This window comes from Gordonia sp. LMA167 (genome assembly GCF_058130025.1).
Genome location: NZ_CM176708.1, coordinates 4,413,337 through 4,431,528, shown reverse-complemented (window position 1 = coordinate 4,431,528; position 18,192 = coordinate 4,413,337). Strand labels below are relative to the sequence as shown.

Here is an 18,192-nt window from a genome sequence, read left to right as displayed (position 1 = left end):
CCCGGCAGCCCGCCGGCAGACCGGGTCCCGCCACCTGGACACGCCCCCGTCGCGCTTCCGTGACAATCTCATGGGTATGAGCGTGGACAGTGAACAGATGATCAAGGACACCTTCGAACGCGGGTTCGACACCTCACTCGGGCTCCGACTCACCGACGTCGGGCCGGACGGAGTGACCGCGTCGCTCGAACTGTCCGAGAGGCATCACCAGCCCTTCGGCATCGTGCACGGCGGTGTCTACTGCGCGGTGGCCGAGAGCGTCGCCAGTTGCAGCGCCTTCACCTGGCTGCAGACGACCGGGATCGGCGGCACCGCGGTGGGCGTCAACAACAACACCGACTTCATCAAGTCGGTCAGTTCGGGCACGGTGACGGTCGCCGCGACACCGATTCACCGTGGACGTCGGCAGCAACTGTGGCGTGTCACGATGACCGACGATCAGGGTCGTCTGGTCGCCGCGTCTCAGGTGCGGCTGCAGAACATCGAACTTCCCGAGGGGGTCGAGGTACCGACCTTCCCTCCCGCTCCATGACGGGCGGCACGCTCTCGGCCAGGGAACGGGCAGAGCTGGAAGCGATCCTGCGTCCCGTCGACGCCGACCTGGCCGCGGGGTATCCGGGAGACCGCGCTTCCGCGCAGCCTGCGCACACCGTCTACGTGAGTGCGGCCGATGTCGAGTCCGCCACGCCCACCGTGTGGGGCGAGGCCGCCGGCGTGCTGGCGACCTCGACGCTCGACCTGCTCACCGAACTGTCCCCAGATGGCTCCGAGGTGGTGGGACTGGCCCGAAAGCGGCTGCAGGACAACCCTATCGAGGATCTGCGCATCGACCTCGAAGACGGCTACGGCTGGCGCGACGACGCCACCGAGGATGCGCACGCACGACGCGCGGGTGAGATCCTCGCCGAATGGACGCAGATGCGACCGCATGCGCCGCGCAGCGCCGGGGTCCGGGCGAAAGGCCTGGGGGAGCGTGAACGCGCCCGCGGCCTGCGCTCGCTGGAACTGGTTCTGGAGGCTGCCGGCGGTGTCCCGGACGGATTCGTGTTCACGGTGCCCAAGCTGCGAGACCCACGGCAGGTCGACGCGGTCAACCACCTGTGTGCGGCATTCGAACGCGCCCATGGCCTCCCCGACGGTCAGCTGCGCTATGAGCTGCAGGTCGAGATCCCCCAGGCGGTGCTCGGGCCCGACGGTCGGGCGACCGTCGCCGAGGCGATCCACCGCGGCACGCCCCGTCTGACCGGCTTGCACTACGGAACCTACGACTACAGTGCCGCCTGCGGGATCGTGTCGTCGCAGCAGTCCTTGACACACCCCGTCGCCGACCATGCGAAATCGGTGATGCAGGCCGCGGCCGCACAGACCGGCGTCTGGATCAGCGATGGATCCACCCAGGTCATGCCGTCAGGCTCGCCGGAGCAGATCGACTCGGCCCTGCGGCGGCACCACGGGCTGGTGGTGCGTTCGCTCGAGCGCGGGATCTACCAGGGTTGGGACATGCATCCGGGCCATCTGGTGACCCGCTGGCTTGCCGTGATCGGATTCTTCCGGTCGGCGATGCCGACCGCGGCGCAGCGGCTGCAATCGTATTTCGATCGACAGTCCGGCGATGTCGTCGACGAGCCCGCGACTGCCCTGTCGCTGGCCCTGGTCCTCGAGCGCGGCGCGGCCGCCGGAGCGTTCGGTATCGACGAAGTCGTCGCGATCGCACCACTGTGCACACCGGCGCGGCTGGCGGAACTGCGCGCGAGCGGCGGCGGTCTGCCGACCTGACCGTGGTTGCGGGCCGGGAGTGTCGCTCGTCGAGCCGCGGCGTGGGTTGCGTGGCAGGATGTCATCTACGACAGCGCCGGGTCACGCCGTGTCGCTGTCCCGGGTGGATTCGGGTCGTGGACCGGATCCGTGTCGCTAGGAGAGGATCTGGTGCGTCTGTCGCCGCATGAGCAGGAGCGACTGCTCATCTCTTACGCCGCCGAGTTGGCACGTCGCCGCCAGGGTCGGGGTCTGAAACTCAATCACCCGGAGGCGGTCGCGATCATCACCGATCACGTCCTCGAGGGCGCCCGTGACGGCCGCACCGTCGCCGAGCTGATGACCTCGGGACGCGAGGTCCTCACGCGCGACGAGGTGATGGACGGCATCCCGGAGATGCTGCACGACGTGCAGGTCGAGGCCACCTTCCCGGACGGGACCAAGCTGGTCACCGTGCACAATCCGATCGATTAGCCCGGCGAGAGGCCCTGCAGATGTCGCGAACACAGTCGTCGGTCGTGCCCGGCGAGGTCCTGCCCGCCGAGGGCACCATCGAACTCAACGAGGGTGCCGAGGTCGTCACGCTCGCCGTCGTCAACACCGGGGACCGTCCGGTACAGGTCGGTAGCCACGTCCACTTCCCACAGGCCAACGCCGCGTTGGATTTCGACCGTGCGGTTGCTCGCGGGCGCCGGCTCGACATCCCGGCCGGCACCGCCGTCCGATTCGAGCCGGGTATCGAGATGTCGGTCTCCCTCGTCCCGCTCGGCGGCACCCGCGAGGTCCACGGTATCTCGCTCGACGCACCAGGGGTGATCGACTGATGGCAACTCTCGGGCGCGACCGTTATGCGCAACTCTTCGGCCCCACCACCGGTGACCGTATTCGTCTGGCGGACACCGATCTGCTGATCGAGGTCACCGAAGATCGTTGCGGAGGGCCGGGTCTCGCCGGCGACGAGGCTGTCTTCGGAGGCGGCAAAGTCATCCGAGAGTCGATGGGCCAGAGCCGCGCGACGCGTGCGCAGGGGGCGCCGGACACGGTGATCACCGGTGTGGTCGTCCTCGACCACTGGGGGATCATCAAGGCCGACATCGGCATTCGGGACGGCCGAATCACCGCGATGGGCAAGGCGGGCAACCCGGACACCATGGACGGGGTCCATCCCGACCTCGTGATCGGCCCATCCACCGAGATCATCGCCGGCAACGGCAAGATCCTGACGGCCGGCGGAATCGACTGCCACGTCCACTTCATCTGCCCGCAGATCATGGACGAGGCGCTGGGCAACGGCATCACCACACTCATCGGCGGCGGCACCGGCCCGGCCGAGGGGAGCAAGGCCACCACGGTCACCCCCGGTGCCTGGCACCTGGCCTCCATCCTCGCCGCCACCGACCACTGGCCGATGAACATCGCCCTCCTCGGCAAGGGCAACACCGTCTCGGCCGAGGCCATGCACGAGCAGATCGTCGCCGGTGCATCGGGTTTCAAACTCCACGAGGACTGGGGCAGCACCCCGGCCGCGATCGACGCGTGCCTGCGGGTGGCCGACGAGACCGGCGTCCAGGTGGCGCTGCACTCGGACACCCTGAACGAGGCGGGCTTCGTCGAGCAGACCATCGGAGCCATCGCCGGACGCAGCATCCACGCCTACCACACCGAAGGCGCGGGTGGCGGCCATGCACCCGACATCATCACCGTCGCATCGCATCCCAACGTGTTGCCGAGTTCCACCAACCCGACCCGGCCGCACACCGTCAACACGCTCGACGAGCATCTCGACATGCTGATGGTGTGCCACCACCTCAATCCGACCGTTCCCGAGGACCTGGCGTTCGCGGAGAGCCGGATCCGGCCGTCCACGATCGCGGCCGAGGATCTGCTGCACGATCTCGGCGCGATCTCGATGATCGGTTCGGACTCCCAGGCGATGGGCCGGATCGGCGAGGTGGTGCTGCGTACCTGGCAGACCGCGCACGTGATGAAGACCAAACGCGGTGCACTGCCCGGGGACGGTGCCGCGGACAACAACCGGGCGCGTCGCTACATCGCGAAGTACACGATCTGCCCGGCCATCGCCCACGGTTTCGATCACGAGATCGGCTCGGTCGAGACCGGCAAACTCGCCGACCTCGTCCTGTGGGACCCCGCATATTTCGGTGTTCGGCCCGACCTGGTCATCAAGGGCGGGGCCATCGCCTGGGCGGCGATGGGTGACGCGAACGCGAGCATCCCGACGCCGCAACCGGTGTTGCCACGTCCGATGTTCGGTGCGGCGCCGAAGACCGCCGCCGCGACGTCGGTGAGTTTCGTCGCCCAGGGCGGACTCGACGCAGGACTCGACGAGACGCTCGGACTCGACCGTCGGCTCGTCGCGGTGCGCAACACCCGCGGCATCGGTAAGGCCGACATGCCCAACAACTCTGCGACCCCGGTGATCTCGGTGGAACCCGACACGTTCACGGTGCGCGTCGACGGCGAGATCTGGGACAGCGAGCCGGTCTCGGAACTGCCGATGGCGCAACGGTATTTCCTCTTCTGAGGTACGTGTCGAGAAGTTGGTCGAACCCATGGACCCCGCACCCGAATCCCGGTCGCAGTTGGCGATGATGCTGACCTTGGCCGACTCCCGCCTGCCGGTCGGCGGTCATGTCCACTCCGGCGGGGTCGAGCAGGCCATCGCCGACCGTGTGGTCACCGACGCCGGCAGTCTGGCCGAGTTCCTGCACCGACGTGTCGCGACCACCGGGCTGGTGGCCGCGTCGATCGCGGCTGCGGTCGCCGACGACACCCTGCAGGTTCCGGCTGCGCAACGGGAGACCGATGCGCGCACACCGTCGGCCGCGGCACGGCGGGCGTCGCTGGCACAGGGGAGGGGCATGCTGCGGCTCGCCCGCCGCATGTGGCCGGATGTCGACTGGTCCGAACACGCCCCGCAGACACACCAGCCGGTCATCGTCGGTGCGGTCGGTCGGGTGTGCCGCCTGTCCGGATTCCACACGGCGTTGATCCTCGCCTACACCACCATGAGTGGGGCGGCGACCGCAGGTCAGCGGCTACTGGCCCTCGATCCCGCCGACGTCGCCGTCGTCATCGCCGACCTCGGTGTCGACTGCGAACGTGTCGCCGCGGCGGCGGCAGTGGAACTCGCCGACCTGTCCGACCCGACGTTCGACGTCTTCGCCGAACGTCACGAGCGCCGTGACATGCCTTTGTTCATGTCCTGACGCGGGGCGCCGATGGTGGCGCCCACTCTGAGGAAAATGCACCCGAATCCGAGAGGACGACATGCCCCCGCATCTCATCGACGGACAACCCCACGGCCACGACCACGGCCGACCGCGCCGGCGCCGCGAACCCGGCGAGGCCCTGCGCATCGGTGTCGGCGGTCCCGTCGGCTCGGGCAAGACCGCACTCGTGGCCGCGTTGTGCCGGCAGCTGCGCGACGAACTCTCCGTCGCGGTGCTGACCAACGACATCTACACGACCGAGGACGCCGACTTCCTCCGACGGAACGCGGTGCTGCCGGACGAGCGGATCACCGCCGTGCAGACCGGCGGGTGCCCGCACACCGCGATCCGCGATGACATCACGGCCAATCTCGACGCCATCGACGATCTCGTCGCGGCCAACCCACCGCTGGACCTGATCCTGGTCGAGTCGGGGGGTGACAACCTCACCGCGACGTTCTCCACCGGGCTGATCGACGTCCAGATCTTCGTGATCGACGTCGCAGGCGGAGACAAGGTGCCGCGCAAGGGGGGTCCCGGTGTGACCTACTCGGATCTGCTGGTGATCAATAAGACGGACCTGGCGGAGCGGGTGCACGCCGACCTCGACGTCATGCGCCGTGACGCCGAGCGGGTTCGCGAGGGACGTCCGACGGCGATGATCTCCCTGAACGACGATCCGACGGCCACCGACGTGCTCGCCTGGGTGCGTACGCAGCTGGCCGAGATCTCGGTGGCCGGCTGACCCGGTGCGCACCGAGATCGAGATCGTGGCGGCCGTTGGTCGCTCGCCGCGTGTGCGAGCGATCGGCGGCCTCGCCGCGCGCCAGACCGGCGCCGACACCGTCCACCTGATCAGCACCGCCGCCACGCCCCTGGGCGGGGACACGATCGACGTCCGTGTGATCGTCGAACCCGGTGCGATCCTGCACCTCAAGACCGTCGCCGCGACACTCGCCCTGCCGTCGCGGCAACGGATCGACTCGCGGATGGACTGGACCATCGAGGTCGCCGCCGGTGCGCGCCTCCACGTCGATCCGCAACCCACGGTGGTGGCCGGCGGCGCAGCACATCACACGTCGACGCGAGTGCGCTGCGACCGGACCGGCACCGTGATCATCGCCGAACACGCCCAACTGGGCAGATCCGAGGAGTCGGCCGAGCACATCGCGCGGGCCCGCTGGCAGGGCTTGCTGCACCTCGATGTCGATGGATCGCCCGTCCTGCGCCATCGGCTCGGTCTGGGCGGGCCCGCGAGCACCGGCCACCGCGCCATCAGCAGCATTCTGCGCTACCCCGACGCCCGCCCGGCCGAGGTGTCGTCGACGGCGTATGCCTCCCGGCTGGAACTCGCCCGCCCCGAGGGAATCGCCGGGGCCACGCTCACCACGGCGCTTGCCGACTCCACGCACGCCGCTCGCGTGCTGTGTGACGATCTGGAGCTGGCCCCGACGCCCGGCTGAGACGTCGCTCAGCTGGCCTCGGCTTCGGCCTTCTCACCGTCCGACGGTGGGGAGTCGCCTTGGGCGACCTGTGCCACGACCTCGGGGGCCGGCTTGTTCTCCAATTCGGACAGAGCGCCGAGCGCAGTACGTGCGTAGACCTGCTGCTCGGTGACCGCCAGCTGTGTGCGGCCGCGCGTGGTGAACGCGAAGAACCAGTTCATCAGGGTGTTGAGACGGTTGCGGAACCCGACGATGTACACCAGGTGCAACGCCAGCCAGCCCAGCCACGCGAAGTATCCCTCGGTCTCGAACTTCTTCTTGAAGCCCGGGATCGGCACCTGCATGACGGCGCTGAACCGCGAGATCGTGGCCATCGATCCCTTGTCGTGATAGTGGAACGGTTTGCGCTGTTCCTGCGTCTGCCCGTGCAGTCCGGCCTTGATGGCGTCCGCCGCATAGCGGCCACCCTGGATCGCGCCCTGGGCGACGCCGGGCACCCCGTCGACGGCCATCATGTCGCCGACGACGAACACGTAGGGATTGCCCGGGATGGTCAGATCCGGCAGCACCTTCACGCGACCGGCGCGATCGAGTTCCACCCCGGACTGTTCGGCGAGCTGCTTGCCCAGCGGGCTCGCCTGGACACCGGCCGACCACACCTTGCACTGGGATTCGATCCGGCGGGTGCTGCCGTCGGAATCCTTGACCACCAGCCCGTCGTAGTCGAGACCGACGACCATGGCGTTGAGCTGGATCTCGACCCCCATGCCTTCCAAACGCTTGGCGGCCTTCGAGCCCAGCTTGGGCCCGAACGGCGGCAGCACGGCAGGTGCGGCGTCGAGCAGGATGACCCGCGCCTCCGTCGGGTCGATGTTGCGGAAGGTGCCCTTGAGCGTCTTGTCGCTCATCTCCGCGATCTGGCCGGCCAGCTCGACACCGGTCGGGCCGGCACCCACGACGACGAAGGTGAGCAACTTCGCCCGCTCCTCGGGGTCGTCGGAGAGCTCGGCCTGCTCGAATGCGCCGAGGATGCGACCGCGCAGCTCGAGCGCATGGTCGATGGTCTTCATGCCAGGGGCGTATTCGGCGAAGTGATCATTGCCGAAATAGGACTGGTCGGCGCCGGCCGCGATGACGAGGCTGTCGTACGGGGTGACCGTGATCCGTTCGAGCAGTCGCGACGTCACCTTCTTGCCCTCGAGATCGATGTCGAACACATCGCCGAGCAGGACCTTCGCGTTCTTCTGTTTGCGCAGCACGATCCGGGTCGCCGGCGCGATCTCGCCTTCGGCGATGATGCCCGTCGCCACCTGGTACAGCATCGGCTGGAACAGATGGTGGGTCGTCTTCGCGATCAGGGTGACGTCGACATCGGATTTGGCCAGGCGCTGTGCCGCGAAGAGTCCGCCGAAACCGGATCCGACGATGACGACATGAGGGCGCGATGTGGTCGGAGTGGGGCTGCTCATCTGAAGAACATCTCCTGTCGTGGGAGGGGGCTGCGGGCCTCGCACCACTCACGGTAGTCAATCAACGACGAAACCTCCGGACGAGGGACCCCACCCGGGTCTCCCACCGCCGGATCTGTCCGAATCCGCCGGCCACTGAAAACCGCCCACGTCCGGCCCGACGTCGGCGATTCGCCGCCGTCGGACTCCTCAGGGGCGCATTTCAGCCGCCCGCCCGATCACTCAGGCCGTGAGGTCGGGCACGCGCTGATGGCGAGGCGACCACGACGCGGTCGGGATCGGTGTCCAGGGCCGGCCGGGCGCCTGCGACCAGCTCATCGTCATCGTCTCCCAATGACTGCGCAGCAACTCGTACTCGACCTCTCCGGCCCCGGAACCGGAGATGAGCTCGTCGTCGCACATGCGGATCGCGGACAGCCGCATGCCGATCTTCTCCATCACCCGGCGAGAAGCGGTGTTCGCGGACATGGTGCTGGCGAACACCCGATCGGCGCCGATGTCCCGGAAAGAGGTCGACAGCAAGGCCCGTGCGGCTTCGGTCGCCAGCCCGCGACCCCATGTCTCCCGGCGCAGCCGGTAGCTGAGTTCGAGTTCGGACCGATGGCTGTGCCGGGGTGTGCGCAGCGCGAACCAGCCCTGGAAGTCGGCGGTGCGGCGGTCGAGCGCCGTCCACATCCCGGTGCGGTGGGCCCGTCGCTCGGCCTCGGCGCGGGGCAGCACCCACTCCTCGATCACCTCACGCGACGTCGGCGCGCCGCCGGTCACGAACCGCATCACCGCCGGATCGCTGTCGAGTTCCACGAGTGCGTCGACGTCGGACATCGCGACCGGACGTAGCCGTAACCGAACGGTCTCCAGGATCACGATCTCCCCCTCGCCTGTACTGCCTGCGGTGAGTGTACGGTCCCGCGGCCCGGAACACGGGGAGCCCCGAGTCGTGTGTTCCTCCGGTGGGGTCCGGGCCCGGAGGTCGCGACGGCCGACTCGTCCGGTCGGCCCGATGTCGGCGGCAGGCGCTAGGGTTGCCGATCGTGGCAGACGTACACCTCGATCTGTCGATCCAGCTGCGCTGGGGCGACATGGACATCAACAACCACATCAACAATGTGCAGTTCGCGCGGATCTTCGAGGAGTCCCGGGTTCGATCCTTCGCGACGTGGTTGCCCGAACGGCCGGCCGGGTTCTCGGTGCTGGTGGCCCGTCAGGAGATCGTGTTCACCGCGGTGCTCGAGTACTCGCTCGAGCCGGTCACCGTCCGGTCATGCGTCAGCCGGATCGGCAACACGTCCTTCCACCTCTCGCTCACCTTGATGGATCCCACCGGAACCACGTGCGCGGTCGCCGCGACGACGATGGTGTCGGTGAACACGGAGACCGGTCGGCCGACGCCGATCCCGGACGAGTTCCGCGCGATCCTGGAATCACACCTCATCGCCGAGGCCACATTGCCGGTACGTTCCTGACCATCGCCGGTACGTCGCGGACACCATGACGAGGACACCCCGACACGGACACTCTGTAAGGGCGGCATCACATGTTCCACCTCCACCGGGCCGAACGGACGGACACTCTCGCCGACGCCCTGGCGGATCTGCTGGCGGTGCCGCTCACGGACCCGATGACGACCGAGATCGTGGCGGTTCCCGCCCCCGGCGTGGAACGCTGGTTACAGCAGCGGCTGGCCACCCGGCTCGGTGCCACGCGTGACGGTGACGGGGTGGCCGCGAACCTCGATTTCGCCTCTCCGGCGGCCCTGACCGACCGCATCATCGCCGACGTTGCCGGGTCCGAGCACCGGCGCCCCGGCGATGCGAAACACCCCGCGGCGGCCGGCGAACGGTGGCGACCGGCCGCGATGACCTGGGCGGTCCTGCGCGTGCTCGACGGCATGATCGGGGATCCGCGACTGGCCGTGCTCGCCCGGCACGTGGGGGCCGACGGCGACGGCACCGACGAACATCGCCGCGGACGCCGATTCGCCACCGCACGCCAGGTCGCGGAGCTGTTCGACGGCTATGGGCGGCAGCGACCCGCCATGCTCGCCGCCTGGGCGATCGGCGACGACACCGACGGGGCCGGGGCAGCCGTTCCCGACGATCTCCTCTGGCAGCCCGACGTCTGGCGGGCTGTACGCCGCGAGATCGGCCGGCCCCACCCGGCCGAGCTGTTGGCGGGATGTTGTGAGACGTTGCGCGAAGACCCGACGGTCACCGACCTGCCGGAGCGGCTCTCGGTCTTCGGGCCGACCCGTGTCACCGAATCGTTGCTTGCCGTCCTGGCGGCGGTATCGGTGCACCGCGACGTCCACCTGTTCGTGCCGCACCCGAGTCCGGCGTTGTGGGACGCGGTGGCCGACACCGTGCCGACACCTGGTGGCCGGCGAGTGGATCACCCGCCGCCCGCCCTCGCCCATCCGCTGCTGGCCGGGTTGTCCCGAGATGTGCAGGAACTGCAACGTCGCGTCGAAAGCGTTGCGGACCGCGTCGTGCATCATCCGCCCGCCGGCACAAAAGCGCCGTCGGTGCTGGCCGCACTGCAGTCCGGCCTGCGCGACGACCGACTCGACACCGCTGTGGTGGCAGCCGACTCGTCGGTCGAGATCCACTCGTGTCATGGGCCCGAACGCCAGGTGGAGGTGATGCGTGACCGCCTCCTGCACCTGTTCGCTGACGACCCGACACTGCAACCCCGCGATGTGCTGATCATGTGCCCGGATGTCGAGACATTCGCCCCGCTCATCCGCGGTGCTTTCGGACAACCCGGCCTCGGGCACCCCGCGTTCGAACTCCGGGTCCGCCTCGCCGACCGCGGGCTGCGGCACACCAATCCGGTGCTCGACGTGGTGGCGGCGGTGGTCGAACTCGCCGCCGGACGCGTGTCGGCGGGCGCCGTCCTCGACCTACTCGGCCGCGCACCGGTGCGGCAGCGCTTCGACATGACCGACGACGATCTCGACATCGTGCGGGAATGGCTCACGGGCAGCAACATCCGGTGGGGCATCAACGATGCGCAGCGATCCAGGTTCGGGTTGTCCGGCTTCGGCCAGGGCACGTTCGATGCCGGCCTGGATCGAATCCTGCTCGGTGCCGTCGCCGAGGAATCCGACGGGGAGTGGCTCGACACGGCACTACCACTGGCCGGGGTGGAGAGCACCGAGATCGACCTGGCGGGCCGGTTCGCCGAGTTCGTCGAACGTCTGTCGGTGACACTCGACACGCTGACCGGCGCGCATCCCGTTCACCACTGGATCGACGTGGTCGTCGGCGCGGTCGATGCGCTGGCACGACCCGGAATTGACGAGGAATGGCAACGGGCACAGGCGATCCGATCGATCGTCGCGGTCTTCCCCGACGACGCCGACGATCCGGACGGCGAACCGCTGACCCTGCGGCTGGGGGACATCCGCGATCTGATCGCCGGTCTGGTCGCCGCGTCGCCGACGCGCGCCAACTTTCGCACCGGCGAGCTGACCGTGTGTTCGATGGTGCCGATGCGCTCGGTGCCGCATCGGGTCATCGTGCTGCTGGGCGTCGACGGCGACGCGTTTCCCCGGGCCCAGCGCACCGACGGCGACGACATCCTCGGCCGTTCCCCGCTGATCGGGGAGCGAAATCCACGCGACGAGGATCGACAACTCTTCCTCGACGCGATCGGCGCCGCGGAGGAGAACCTGCACGTCTACTACAGCGGTGCCGATCCCGTGTCCGGCCAACGTGTTCCGCCGGCCGTGGTGGTCAGCGAACTCGTCGACACGGTGCACGGTCTGACCGGTGGTGACGCCGGTGGCGGTGTGTGCACCCGGCAGCACACCCTGCACGCGTTCGACGACACCAACTTCCGGCCCGACGCGGTTGCGGGCGTCGCCGGTCCCTTCTCCTACGACACCGCACTGCTGGCCGGGGCGCGTGCGCTGGGGACGGCAGCGGTGACGACTGCGCGGATCGCCGACATCGTTCTCGACCCGCCCGAGCCCGGGGACATCGACCTCGCGACGTTGGTGAGCTTTGTGACCAACCCCATCGAGGGGTTCGTCCGTCAGCGGCTCGGAGCGCGCATCCCCGATGACGAACGTCCGCACCCCGACCAACTCGATGTCGAACTCCCGCCGCTGGACCGCTGGGCGATCGGCGACCGCTTCCTGTCCCGGATGCTGGGCGGCACCGACCTCGAGGCATGCCAGGCCGCCGAGCTCCGGCGGGGCACGCTGCCCCCGTTCGCATTCGGCACCCGCGAACTTCAGGACATCTCCCGCGACGTTCGCGCGGTATTCGAAGCGGCGGCTGCGGCGCGGGTGGGATCACCTCAGACCGTGGACATCGTGGTCCCGCTGCCGGACGGGCGCCGGCTCTTCGGAACGATCGGAGACATCCACGCGGGCACCGTCGTCACCGCGACCTACTCGAAGTTGCGGGCCAAGCAGCGTGTCGTCGCCTGGATACGGTTGTTGGCGCTGGCTGCGGCCGCGCAGCACGGCAACGCGATGTCCACCGACATCCGGGCCGCGGCGGTCGTCGCCCGACGACCCGGCCGGTCCGGAGGTGTGGCCCGCGCGCTGTTCGCCGTCCCGGACGACCCGCTCACGGTCCTCATGCAACTGATCGCACTGCGCGACACCGGACTCCGCCGGGCACTGCCGCTACCGTCCGACCCGGCGGCCGAGTTCACCGATCACCATAGACGCAGCGGCCGGATCGATCGGGCGCTGCCGGCGGCGCGACGCGCATTCGACGGCGACTTCGGAGCCGGCCGGGATCGTTATCTACGGCTGGCGTTCGGTGGTGACGTGACCGCGCCGACGGGCTTCGACATGCTGCTCACGGAGACCGTCGGGCCCGATCGGACGTGGTGTGGGCTCGAACTACCAGGCGAGGCCGGCGATGCGGTGTTCGCCGGATTGGCGCGGCTGGTGTGGGAACCGCTGATGGATCACGAGACCGTGACATGACGGCGCGCGATCAGGCGCGAACGCGCGCCCCCCGGGTCGAGGAGACCGCCGTGCCCGTCGCATTCGATATCACGGCCCCGTTGCCCACCGGCACCACGGTGCTCGAGGCGAGCGCCGGTACCGGCAAGACGTATGCGATCGTCGGTCTGGGCGCGCGCTTCATCGCCGACGGCGTGCCGATCGACAAACTGCTGCTGGTGACGTTCAGCCGCGCCGCCACGGCCGAACTTCGCGAGCGCATGCGCGATCGCGTGTCCGAACTCGTTGCCGCGCTCTCTGATCCAACCGAATGCACAACGCACGACGACCCGCTCGTCCGCCATCTCGCCGGCGGCGACGCCGCGGAGGTCACGCGTCGTCGGGAGCGGCTCGTGCGTGCGCTGTCCGATTTCGACGCCTCCACGATCGCGACCACGCACACGTTCTGCAATCGCATGCTCGACGCTCTCGGATTCCTGGGGGAGCGGGAACTGATCTACGAGATCGTCGAGGACGTGGACGATCTCGTCGACGAGGCCGCCCTCGATCTCTATCTGCGCGGTTACGCGGGCGCCGACCGGCCCGACATCTCGCTGGCCGACGCGACGTCGATCGCCCGGGACGCCGTGCGGCAACCGGGGGCCCGGTTGGCGCCCACCGACATCGATCTCGATTCGACAGGCGGAGCAGCCGCGGCGGTTGCCGCGCGCAAGGTGCGCTTCGCGCAGCGCATCCGGGAGATCATCGAGGAACGTAAACGGTTGTCCCGCTTGCGTACCTACGATGATCTGCAGATGATCCTGTACCGGATCGTCACCGACCCGGTGATCGGGCCGCAGGCGTGTGAACGGATTCGCACCATGTTCGACGCCGTCCTCGTCGACGAGTTCCAGGACACCGACCCGCAGCAGTGGGAGATCGTCCGGCGCTGTTTCCACGGTCACCGGACACTCGCGCTCGTCGGTGACCCGAAACAGTCGATCTACGGATTCCGCGGCGCCGAGGTCCTCAGCTATCTCCAGGCGGTCCGGTCGGCCGACGCCCTACGTGTCCTCGATGTCAACCGTCGATCCGACGGCGCCCTGGTGGACGCACTCGGCCGGCTGCACGGCGGTGCCCAGCTGGGCCACCGAGACATCGTCGTCCACGACGTCACCGCTGCTCGCGGTGGTAGTCGTGTCCACGGTGTGCCGCCGGTGCGTCTGCGCGCCTTCCCCCGTCGATCGTTCCCGGTCACGGGGCCCAGCGGATTCGCCGCGGTCGGCGAGGTCCGCGACCGCGTGATCGCCGACGTCGCCGCCGACATCGCAGGGCTGTTGGCCTCGGGAACCCTGATCGAGGTCGACGGCGTCACCCGCCCCGTCGAACCTGGTGACATCGCCGTGCTCGTCACCCTCAACAAGACCATCGAGCCGTTGCAGACGCAGCTGCAGGCCCACGGCGTCGCCGCGGTGATCGGTTCCGGAGCCAGCGTCTTCCACACGGCCGCTGCGCGACAGTGGCTCGCGGCCATCCGGGCGATCGAACAACCGGCGCGCGCCGATCTGGTCCGGATGGCCGCACTGGGCCCGCTGATCGGTTGGGAGGTGCCCGAGCTCGCCGCCGACGACGGCGCCGCGGTCGCAGAACTGGCCGGCACACTGCAAGGATTGGGCCGGGTCTTCGCCGACGGCGGCTTCGCGGCGATGTCGCAGCGACTGATGAGCCGGATGGCGGTGGCCGAACGGGTTCTCGGCAGCGACGACGGCGAACGTACGCTCACCGATCTGATCCAGGTGGCGTCGCTGTGCAACGCCGAGGTCATGCGCAGCGAATGCGGCCTCGGCGCGCTCGGGGAGTGGCTGGCCGACCGCATCGCCGACACCACCCGGTGGCAACGGCATCAGGACCAGACACGGCGCCTCGACCGGGACACACAGGCGGTGCAGATCATGACCGTGCATCGCAGCAAGGGGCTGCAGTTCCCGATCGTGTATGTACCGTTCGCATGGGATGGCTTCCGCAACTCGAACCGGGTCACGTTCACCTTTCACGACGACGACGGACAGCGGGTTCTCGACGTCGGCGGCAAGGAGGCCCCGGACTACCGGGCCCGCTGGCAACGTCATGAGGCCGAGTCCGCGGGGGAGGAGCTCCGGCTGCTCTACGTCGCACTGACCCGCGCGCAGTCCGCGGTGGTGATCTGGTGGGCGCCGGCATTTTTCACCAAGAACTCCGCACTGCACCGGCTGCTGTTCGGGCGCACAGGTCGGACACCCGTCGTGCCCGACACCTTCGATGTCCCCGACGACGACACGTGCGGCCGGGTGCTGATGGGGTATGCCGCCGACGGTGCCATCGGGGTGGAGGTGGCCGGCCGCGACGGGGATCGCAGCATCGACGAACGGTCGCCCGCACATCGCCGCTCACCCGACCTCGCTGTGGCGCACTTCGACCGCGTCATCGATCAGAGTTGGCGACGCACATCGTATTCCGCGATCGTGGCGACGGTCGGCCACGGATCTGCGCCGGTGCTCGAAACCGGGAGCGAGGCGGGCGACGACCTGATCGCCGACGAGCCTGCCATGTCGCTCGAGGATGCGGCGGAGCCTGTCGACGCGGCGTCATCGGCGCAGGCCGAATCATCGACCGGTACGGTGTCGCCGCCGGCCGAGGACGGCGTGACCGCGTCGCTGATGAACGGGATGCCGTTCGGTGCGGGATTCGGCACCCTCGTCCACGAGGTCCTCGAATACGTCGACACCGAAGCCGACGACATGCAGGCGCACGTGGCAGATCTGTGTCGTTCCGCGGTCGAGCGGCGGATGGTCGATGTCGACGTGGATCGATTGACCGCCGCTCTGATCGGGGTGCTGACGACCCCGATCGGTTTCGGCGACCTGTGGTCTGTCCGAACCCGCGACCGGCTGGCCGAGCTGGAGTTCGAGTTCCCGCTGGCCGGGAGCCCCGAATCGCCTGCCGGCGGCGAGGTCACCGCGGCCGGCGCGGTGACGATGTCGGCGGTCGCCGACCTGATCGACCGCCATCTGTCGCCCGACGATCAACTCATCGGCTTCGGCGCACGACTGCGTGAGCTCCCGCCACAACGGTTCCGCGGCTACCTGACCGGGAGTATCGATTCCGTGTTGCGCACCCCCGACGGGCGATACGTCATCGTCGACTACAAGACGAATAGACTGCGTGCCGGCGACCTGACCGCCGAGGACTTCGATCGTGCCGCGATGGCCGACGAGATGATCGCGGCGAACTATCCACTCCAGGCCCTGCTGTATTCGGTTGCGCTGCATCGCTATCTGCGGTGGCGACTGCCCGGGTACCGCGCCGCGGTGCATCTGGGTCCCGTTCAGTATCACTTCGTTCGCGGAATGATCGGCCCCGCGACCCCGTCCGGATGCGGTGTGTTCGAATGGGCGGTGCCCGCCTCCTTGGTCGAAGGTCTGTCCGATCTCCTCGCGGAGGGCGTCGCGTGACCGGCCCCGATCCGCGGTCGCCGGCATCGACCGTGGGGACTACCACCGCTTCGCCACGGCCCACGAACGATGCCCGCGCCGTGGCCGGCGACGACGGTGTTCTGGTGCGGCTCAACGCTCTCGGTGTCCTCGGCGCAGCGGACCTGCACGTCACCCGCAGGCTGATGCGGTTGTGCGGTGAGCCCGTTGCCGAGACCGCACAGATCGGCGCCGCATTGGCGGTGCGGGCGGTACGGTTCGGATCGACGTGCCTGGCGGTCGACCGGGTATCCGAGATCGTGGGCGACGATCCCTCGATTGCGGCGTTGATGCCGTCTCCGGCCGACCTGGCGCGCGCCTTGGCCGACAGTGTGCTCGTGCGGGGCGGTCGAACCGGTCCGTTGCGGCCGCTGGTCCTCGCCACCTCTGCAGACGGCCCGTTGCTCTACCTGCGCAAGTATTTTCGCCAGGAGGAACTGATCAGGTCGGTGCTGGTCGCCCGCGAGGGATCCCGCCCCGACGTCGACGCCGATGCGTTGTCGGAGGCGGTGACCGACGTCTTCGGCGCAGGGGACGCCGACGTCGTCGACCAGCAACGGGTGGCCGCGCAGATGGCGGCGATCAGCTGGACTCTGGTCGTCGCCGGAGGCCCCGGAACCGGCAAGACGTACACCGTGGCACGCATTCTGGCGGTTCTCGACCGTCTGGCAGGGGGCGCTGCACGGATCGGTCTGTGTGCGCCGACCGGCCGCGCCGCCGCTCAACTCCAGGCGGCCGTGTCCACCGACGGCGCGGCGCCCGACTCGGTCCGCGCGGTCACGGTGCACTCGCTGCTGGGCTGGCGGCCCGGCCACGCACCGCGGTATGGGCGGGGCAACAAGTTGCCGTTCGACGTCGTCGTCGTCGATGAGACCTCGATGTTGTCGATGACCGCGATGAGCAAACTTCTCGACGCCGTCCGCCCGGACACCCGAGTGATCCTGGTGGGCGACCCTCACCAGCTGGCGTCGGTGGAGGCGGGCGCCGTTCTCGCCGACCTCGTCGACCGCGAGCTGTCGCTGCCGCCGGTTCCGATCCCGGCGGGAGTCCTCGCAGACGCTGTCCCCACCGAGGATCGGGAGAGTGTCTCCCGTGGCGTGGTGACGCTGTATCGGGGCAGACGATTCGGCGGCGGGATCGCGCAGGTGGCCGACGCGGTCAACCGCGGTGACGTCGACGCCGTGCTGGACCTGGTGAGCGACGACGCGATCGCCGACGTCACCCTCGTGCCTGCCGGCGATCTCGACGGTGTGCGTGCCGACGTCGAGGCATGGGGCGGTGCGCTACGCACCGCGGCCGTCGTAGGCGACGCTGCCGGAGCCCTGACCGCCCTCGATACACATCGGGTGTTGTGCGCTCACCGCGAGGGCAGCTGGGGCGTGCAGGGGTGGTCGAGACAGATCGTCGAGTGGCTGTCCCAACTACCTGATCACGACGTGGTGCCCGATGGCGGTCTCAGCCATCCGGGACAACCGCTGCTGGTCACGGCCAATGACCGTCAGACCGAGACCTTCAACGGCGACAACGGCGTGGTGATCCGCGGTGTCACCGGCCTGGAAGTCGTGTTCCGCCGCGGCAGCGGCGTCCGGACGCTGCATCCCACCCAGCTCGCCGACGCGGTCCCGATGTATGCGATGACCATCCATCGCAGTCAGGGCAGCCAGTTCGATGGTGTCACTGTGGTTCTCCCACCCGAGGGCTCGGAGTTGCTGACCCGGGAACTGCTGTACACGGCGATCACCCGAGCCCAGCGAAGGGTTCGGATCATCGGCTCGCGAGACGTACTCGCGGCAGCCGTGGCACGGCGCGTGCAGCGGGCCAGCGGCTTGCGTTCACCGATCAGCGTGGTGGACCCCGTCGAATCCGCGACCCACTGAT

14 protein-coding genes are annotated in these 18,192 nt (G+C 68.9%); 12 read left to right on the top strand and 2 right to left on the bottom strand.

Annotated elements, in window-relative coordinates; genetic code table 11:
• Nucleotides 1–76 precede the first annotated feature (76 nt).
• The 8 genes from ACVT6V_RS20190 to ACVT6V_RS20155 all read left to right on the top strand — a co-directional run bounded on the left by ACVT6V_RS20190 (nt 77) and on the right by ACVT6V_RS20155 (nt 6,451).
• The gene (locus ACVT6V_RS20190; protein ID WP_489895882.1) at nt 77–532 is read left to right on the top strand and encodes a PaaI family thioesterase; all 456 of its coding nucleotides are present in this window, start codon (nt 77–79) and stop codon (nt 530–532) included.
• Complete coding sequence (locus tag ACVT6V_RS20185; protein ID WP_489895880.1) at nt 529–1,776, top strand: DUF6986 family protein; 1,248 nt, start codon at nt 529–531, stop codon at nt 1,774–1,776. The genes ACVT6V_RS20190 and ACVT6V_RS20185 overlap by 4 nt, the downstream gene beginning before the upstream one ends.
• A gap of 150 nt (nt 1,777–1,926) precedes the next feature.
• A complete protein-coding gene (locus ACVT6V_RS20180; RefSeq protein WP_489895878.1) occupies nt 1,927–2,229 on the top strand; it encodes an urease subunit gamma in 303 nt (100 codons plus the stop codon).
• 20 nt (nt 2,230–2,249) lie between these two features.
• Nucleotides 2,250–2,579, top strand: a complete 330-nt coding sequence (locus tag ACVT6V_RS20175; RefSeq protein WP_489895876.1) for an urease subunit beta — start codon at nt 2,250–2,252, stop codon at nt 2,577–2,579.
• Nucleotides 2,579–4,300 carry an urease subunit alpha gene (locus ACVT6V_RS20170; RefSeq protein ID WP_489895874.1) on the top strand — a complete coding sequence of 574 codons (1,722 nt, stop codon included), beginning with the start codon at nt 2,579–2,581 and terminating at the stop codon, nt 4,298–4,300. The genes ACVT6V_RS20175 and ACVT6V_RS20170 overlap by 1 nt, the downstream gene beginning before the upstream one ends.
• A gap of 28 nt (nt 4,301–4,328) precedes the next feature.
• Nucleotides 4,329–4,985 (top strand): urease accessory protein UreF, encoded by a 657-nt coding sequence (locus ACVT6V_RS20165; RefSeq protein WP_489895872.1) that lies wholly within the window; start codon nt 4,329–4,331, stop codon nt 4,983–4,985.
• A 61-nt stretch (nt 4,986–5,046) separates the two neighbouring features.
• On the top strand, nt 5,047–5,733 hold the full coding sequence (gene ureG, locus ACVT6V_RS20160) for an urease accessory protein UreG (protein ID WP_489895870.1): 687 nt from the start codon (nt 5,047–5,049) through the stop codon (nt 5,731–5,733).
• Nucleotides 5,734–5,737: 4 nt separating this feature from the next.
• Entirely contained in the window at nt 5,738–6,451 is a 714-nt protein-coding gene (locus tag ACVT6V_RS20155; RefSeq protein WP_489895868.1) for an urease accessory protein UreD, read from the top strand.
• 8 nt (nt 6,452–6,459) lie between these two features.
• On the opposite strand, the gene ACVT6V_RS20150 is transcribed toward ACVT6V_RS20155, so the two are convergent.
• Both ACVT6V_RS20150 and ACVT6V_RS20145 read right to left on the bottom strand, forming a co-directional pair.
• Nucleotides 6,460–7,902, bottom strand: a complete 1,443-nt coding sequence (locus ACVT6V_RS20150; RefSeq protein WP_489895866.1) for an NAD(P)/FAD-dependent oxidoreductase — start codon at nt 7,900–7,902, stop codon at nt 6,460–6,462.
• 222 nt (nt 7,903–8,124) lie between these two features.
• Nucleotides 8,125–8,766: a GNAT family N-acetyltransferase gene (locus ACVT6V_RS20145; protein ID WP_489895864.1), complete on the bottom strand. Its 642-nt coding sequence runs from the start codon at nt 8,764–8,766 to the stop codon at nt 8,125–8,127.
• Between the two features lie 167 nt (nt 8,767–8,933).
• Here ACVT6V_RS20145 and ACVT6V_RS20140 point away from each other — a divergent pair, with 167 nt between their 5' ends.
• The 4 genes from ACVT6V_RS20140 (at nt 8,934) to recD (ending at nt 18,191) form a co-directional block, all read left to right on the top strand.
• Nucleotides 8,934–9,365, top strand: a complete 432-nt coding sequence (locus ACVT6V_RS20140) for an acyl-CoA thioesterase (protein WP_489895862.1) — start codon at nt 8,934–8,936, stop codon at nt 9,363–9,365.
• Between the two features lie 71 nt (nt 9,366–9,436).
• Nucleotides 9,437–12,847: an exodeoxyribonuclease V subunit gamma gene (recC, locus tag ACVT6V_RS20135; protein ID WP_489895860.1), complete on the top strand. Its 3,411-nt coding sequence runs from the start codon at nt 9,437–9,439 to the stop codon at nt 12,845–12,847.
• Entirely contained in the window at nt 12,844–16,296 is a 3,453-nt protein-coding gene (locus ACVT6V_RS20130; protein WP_489895858.1) for a UvrD-helicase domain-containing protein, read from the top strand. The genes recC and ACVT6V_RS20130 overlap by 4 nt, the downstream gene beginning before the upstream one ends.
• Before the next feature lie 32 nt (nt 16,297–16,328).
• Nucleotides 16,329–18,191, top strand: coding sequence for an exodeoxyribonuclease V subunit alpha (recD, locus tag ACVT6V_RS20125; protein ID WP_489900909.1), 1,863 nt, complete (start codon nt 16,329–16,331; stop codon nt 18,189–18,191).
• Nucleotide 18,192 lies beyond the last annotated feature (1 nt).

Bases quoted from the DNA above. Each gene is read 5' to 3' on its own strand.
- ACVT6V_RS20190 (WP_489895882.1), top strand. From the start codon at position 77: ATGAGCGTGGACAGTGAACAGATGATCAAGGACACCTTCGAACGCGGG.
- ACVT6V_RS20185 (WP_489895880.1), top strand. From the start codon at position 529: ATGACGGGCGGCACGCTCTCGGCCAGGGAACGGGCAGAGCTGGAAGCG.
- ACVT6V_RS20175 (WP_489895876.1), top strand. From the start codon at position 2,250: ATGTCGCGAACACAGTCGTCGGTCGTGCCCGGCGAGGTCCTGCCCGCC.
- ACVT6V_RS20170 (WP_489895874.1), top strand. From the start codon at position 2,579: ATGGCAACTCTCGGGCGCGACCGTTATGCGCAACTCTTCGGCCCCACC.
- ACVT6V_RS20165 (WP_489895872.1), top strand. From the start codon at position 4,329: ATGGACCCCGCACCCGAATCCCGGTCGCAGTTGGCGATGATGCTGACC.
- ureG (WP_489895870.1), top strand. From the start codon at position 5,047: ATGCCCCCGCATCTCATCGACGGACAACCCCACGGCCACGACCACGGC.
- ACVT6V_RS20150 (WP_489895866.1), bottom strand. From the start codon at position 7,902: ATGAGCAGCCCCACTCCGACCACATCGCGCCCTCATGTCGTCATCGTC.
- recC (WP_489895860.1), top strand. From the start codon at position 9,437: ATGTTCCACCTCCACCGGGCCGAACGGACGGACACTCTCGCCGACGCC.
- ACVT6V_RS20130 (WP_489895858.1), top strand. From the start codon at position 12,844: ATGACGGCGCGCGATCAGGCGCGAACGCGCGCCCCCCGGGTCGAGGAG.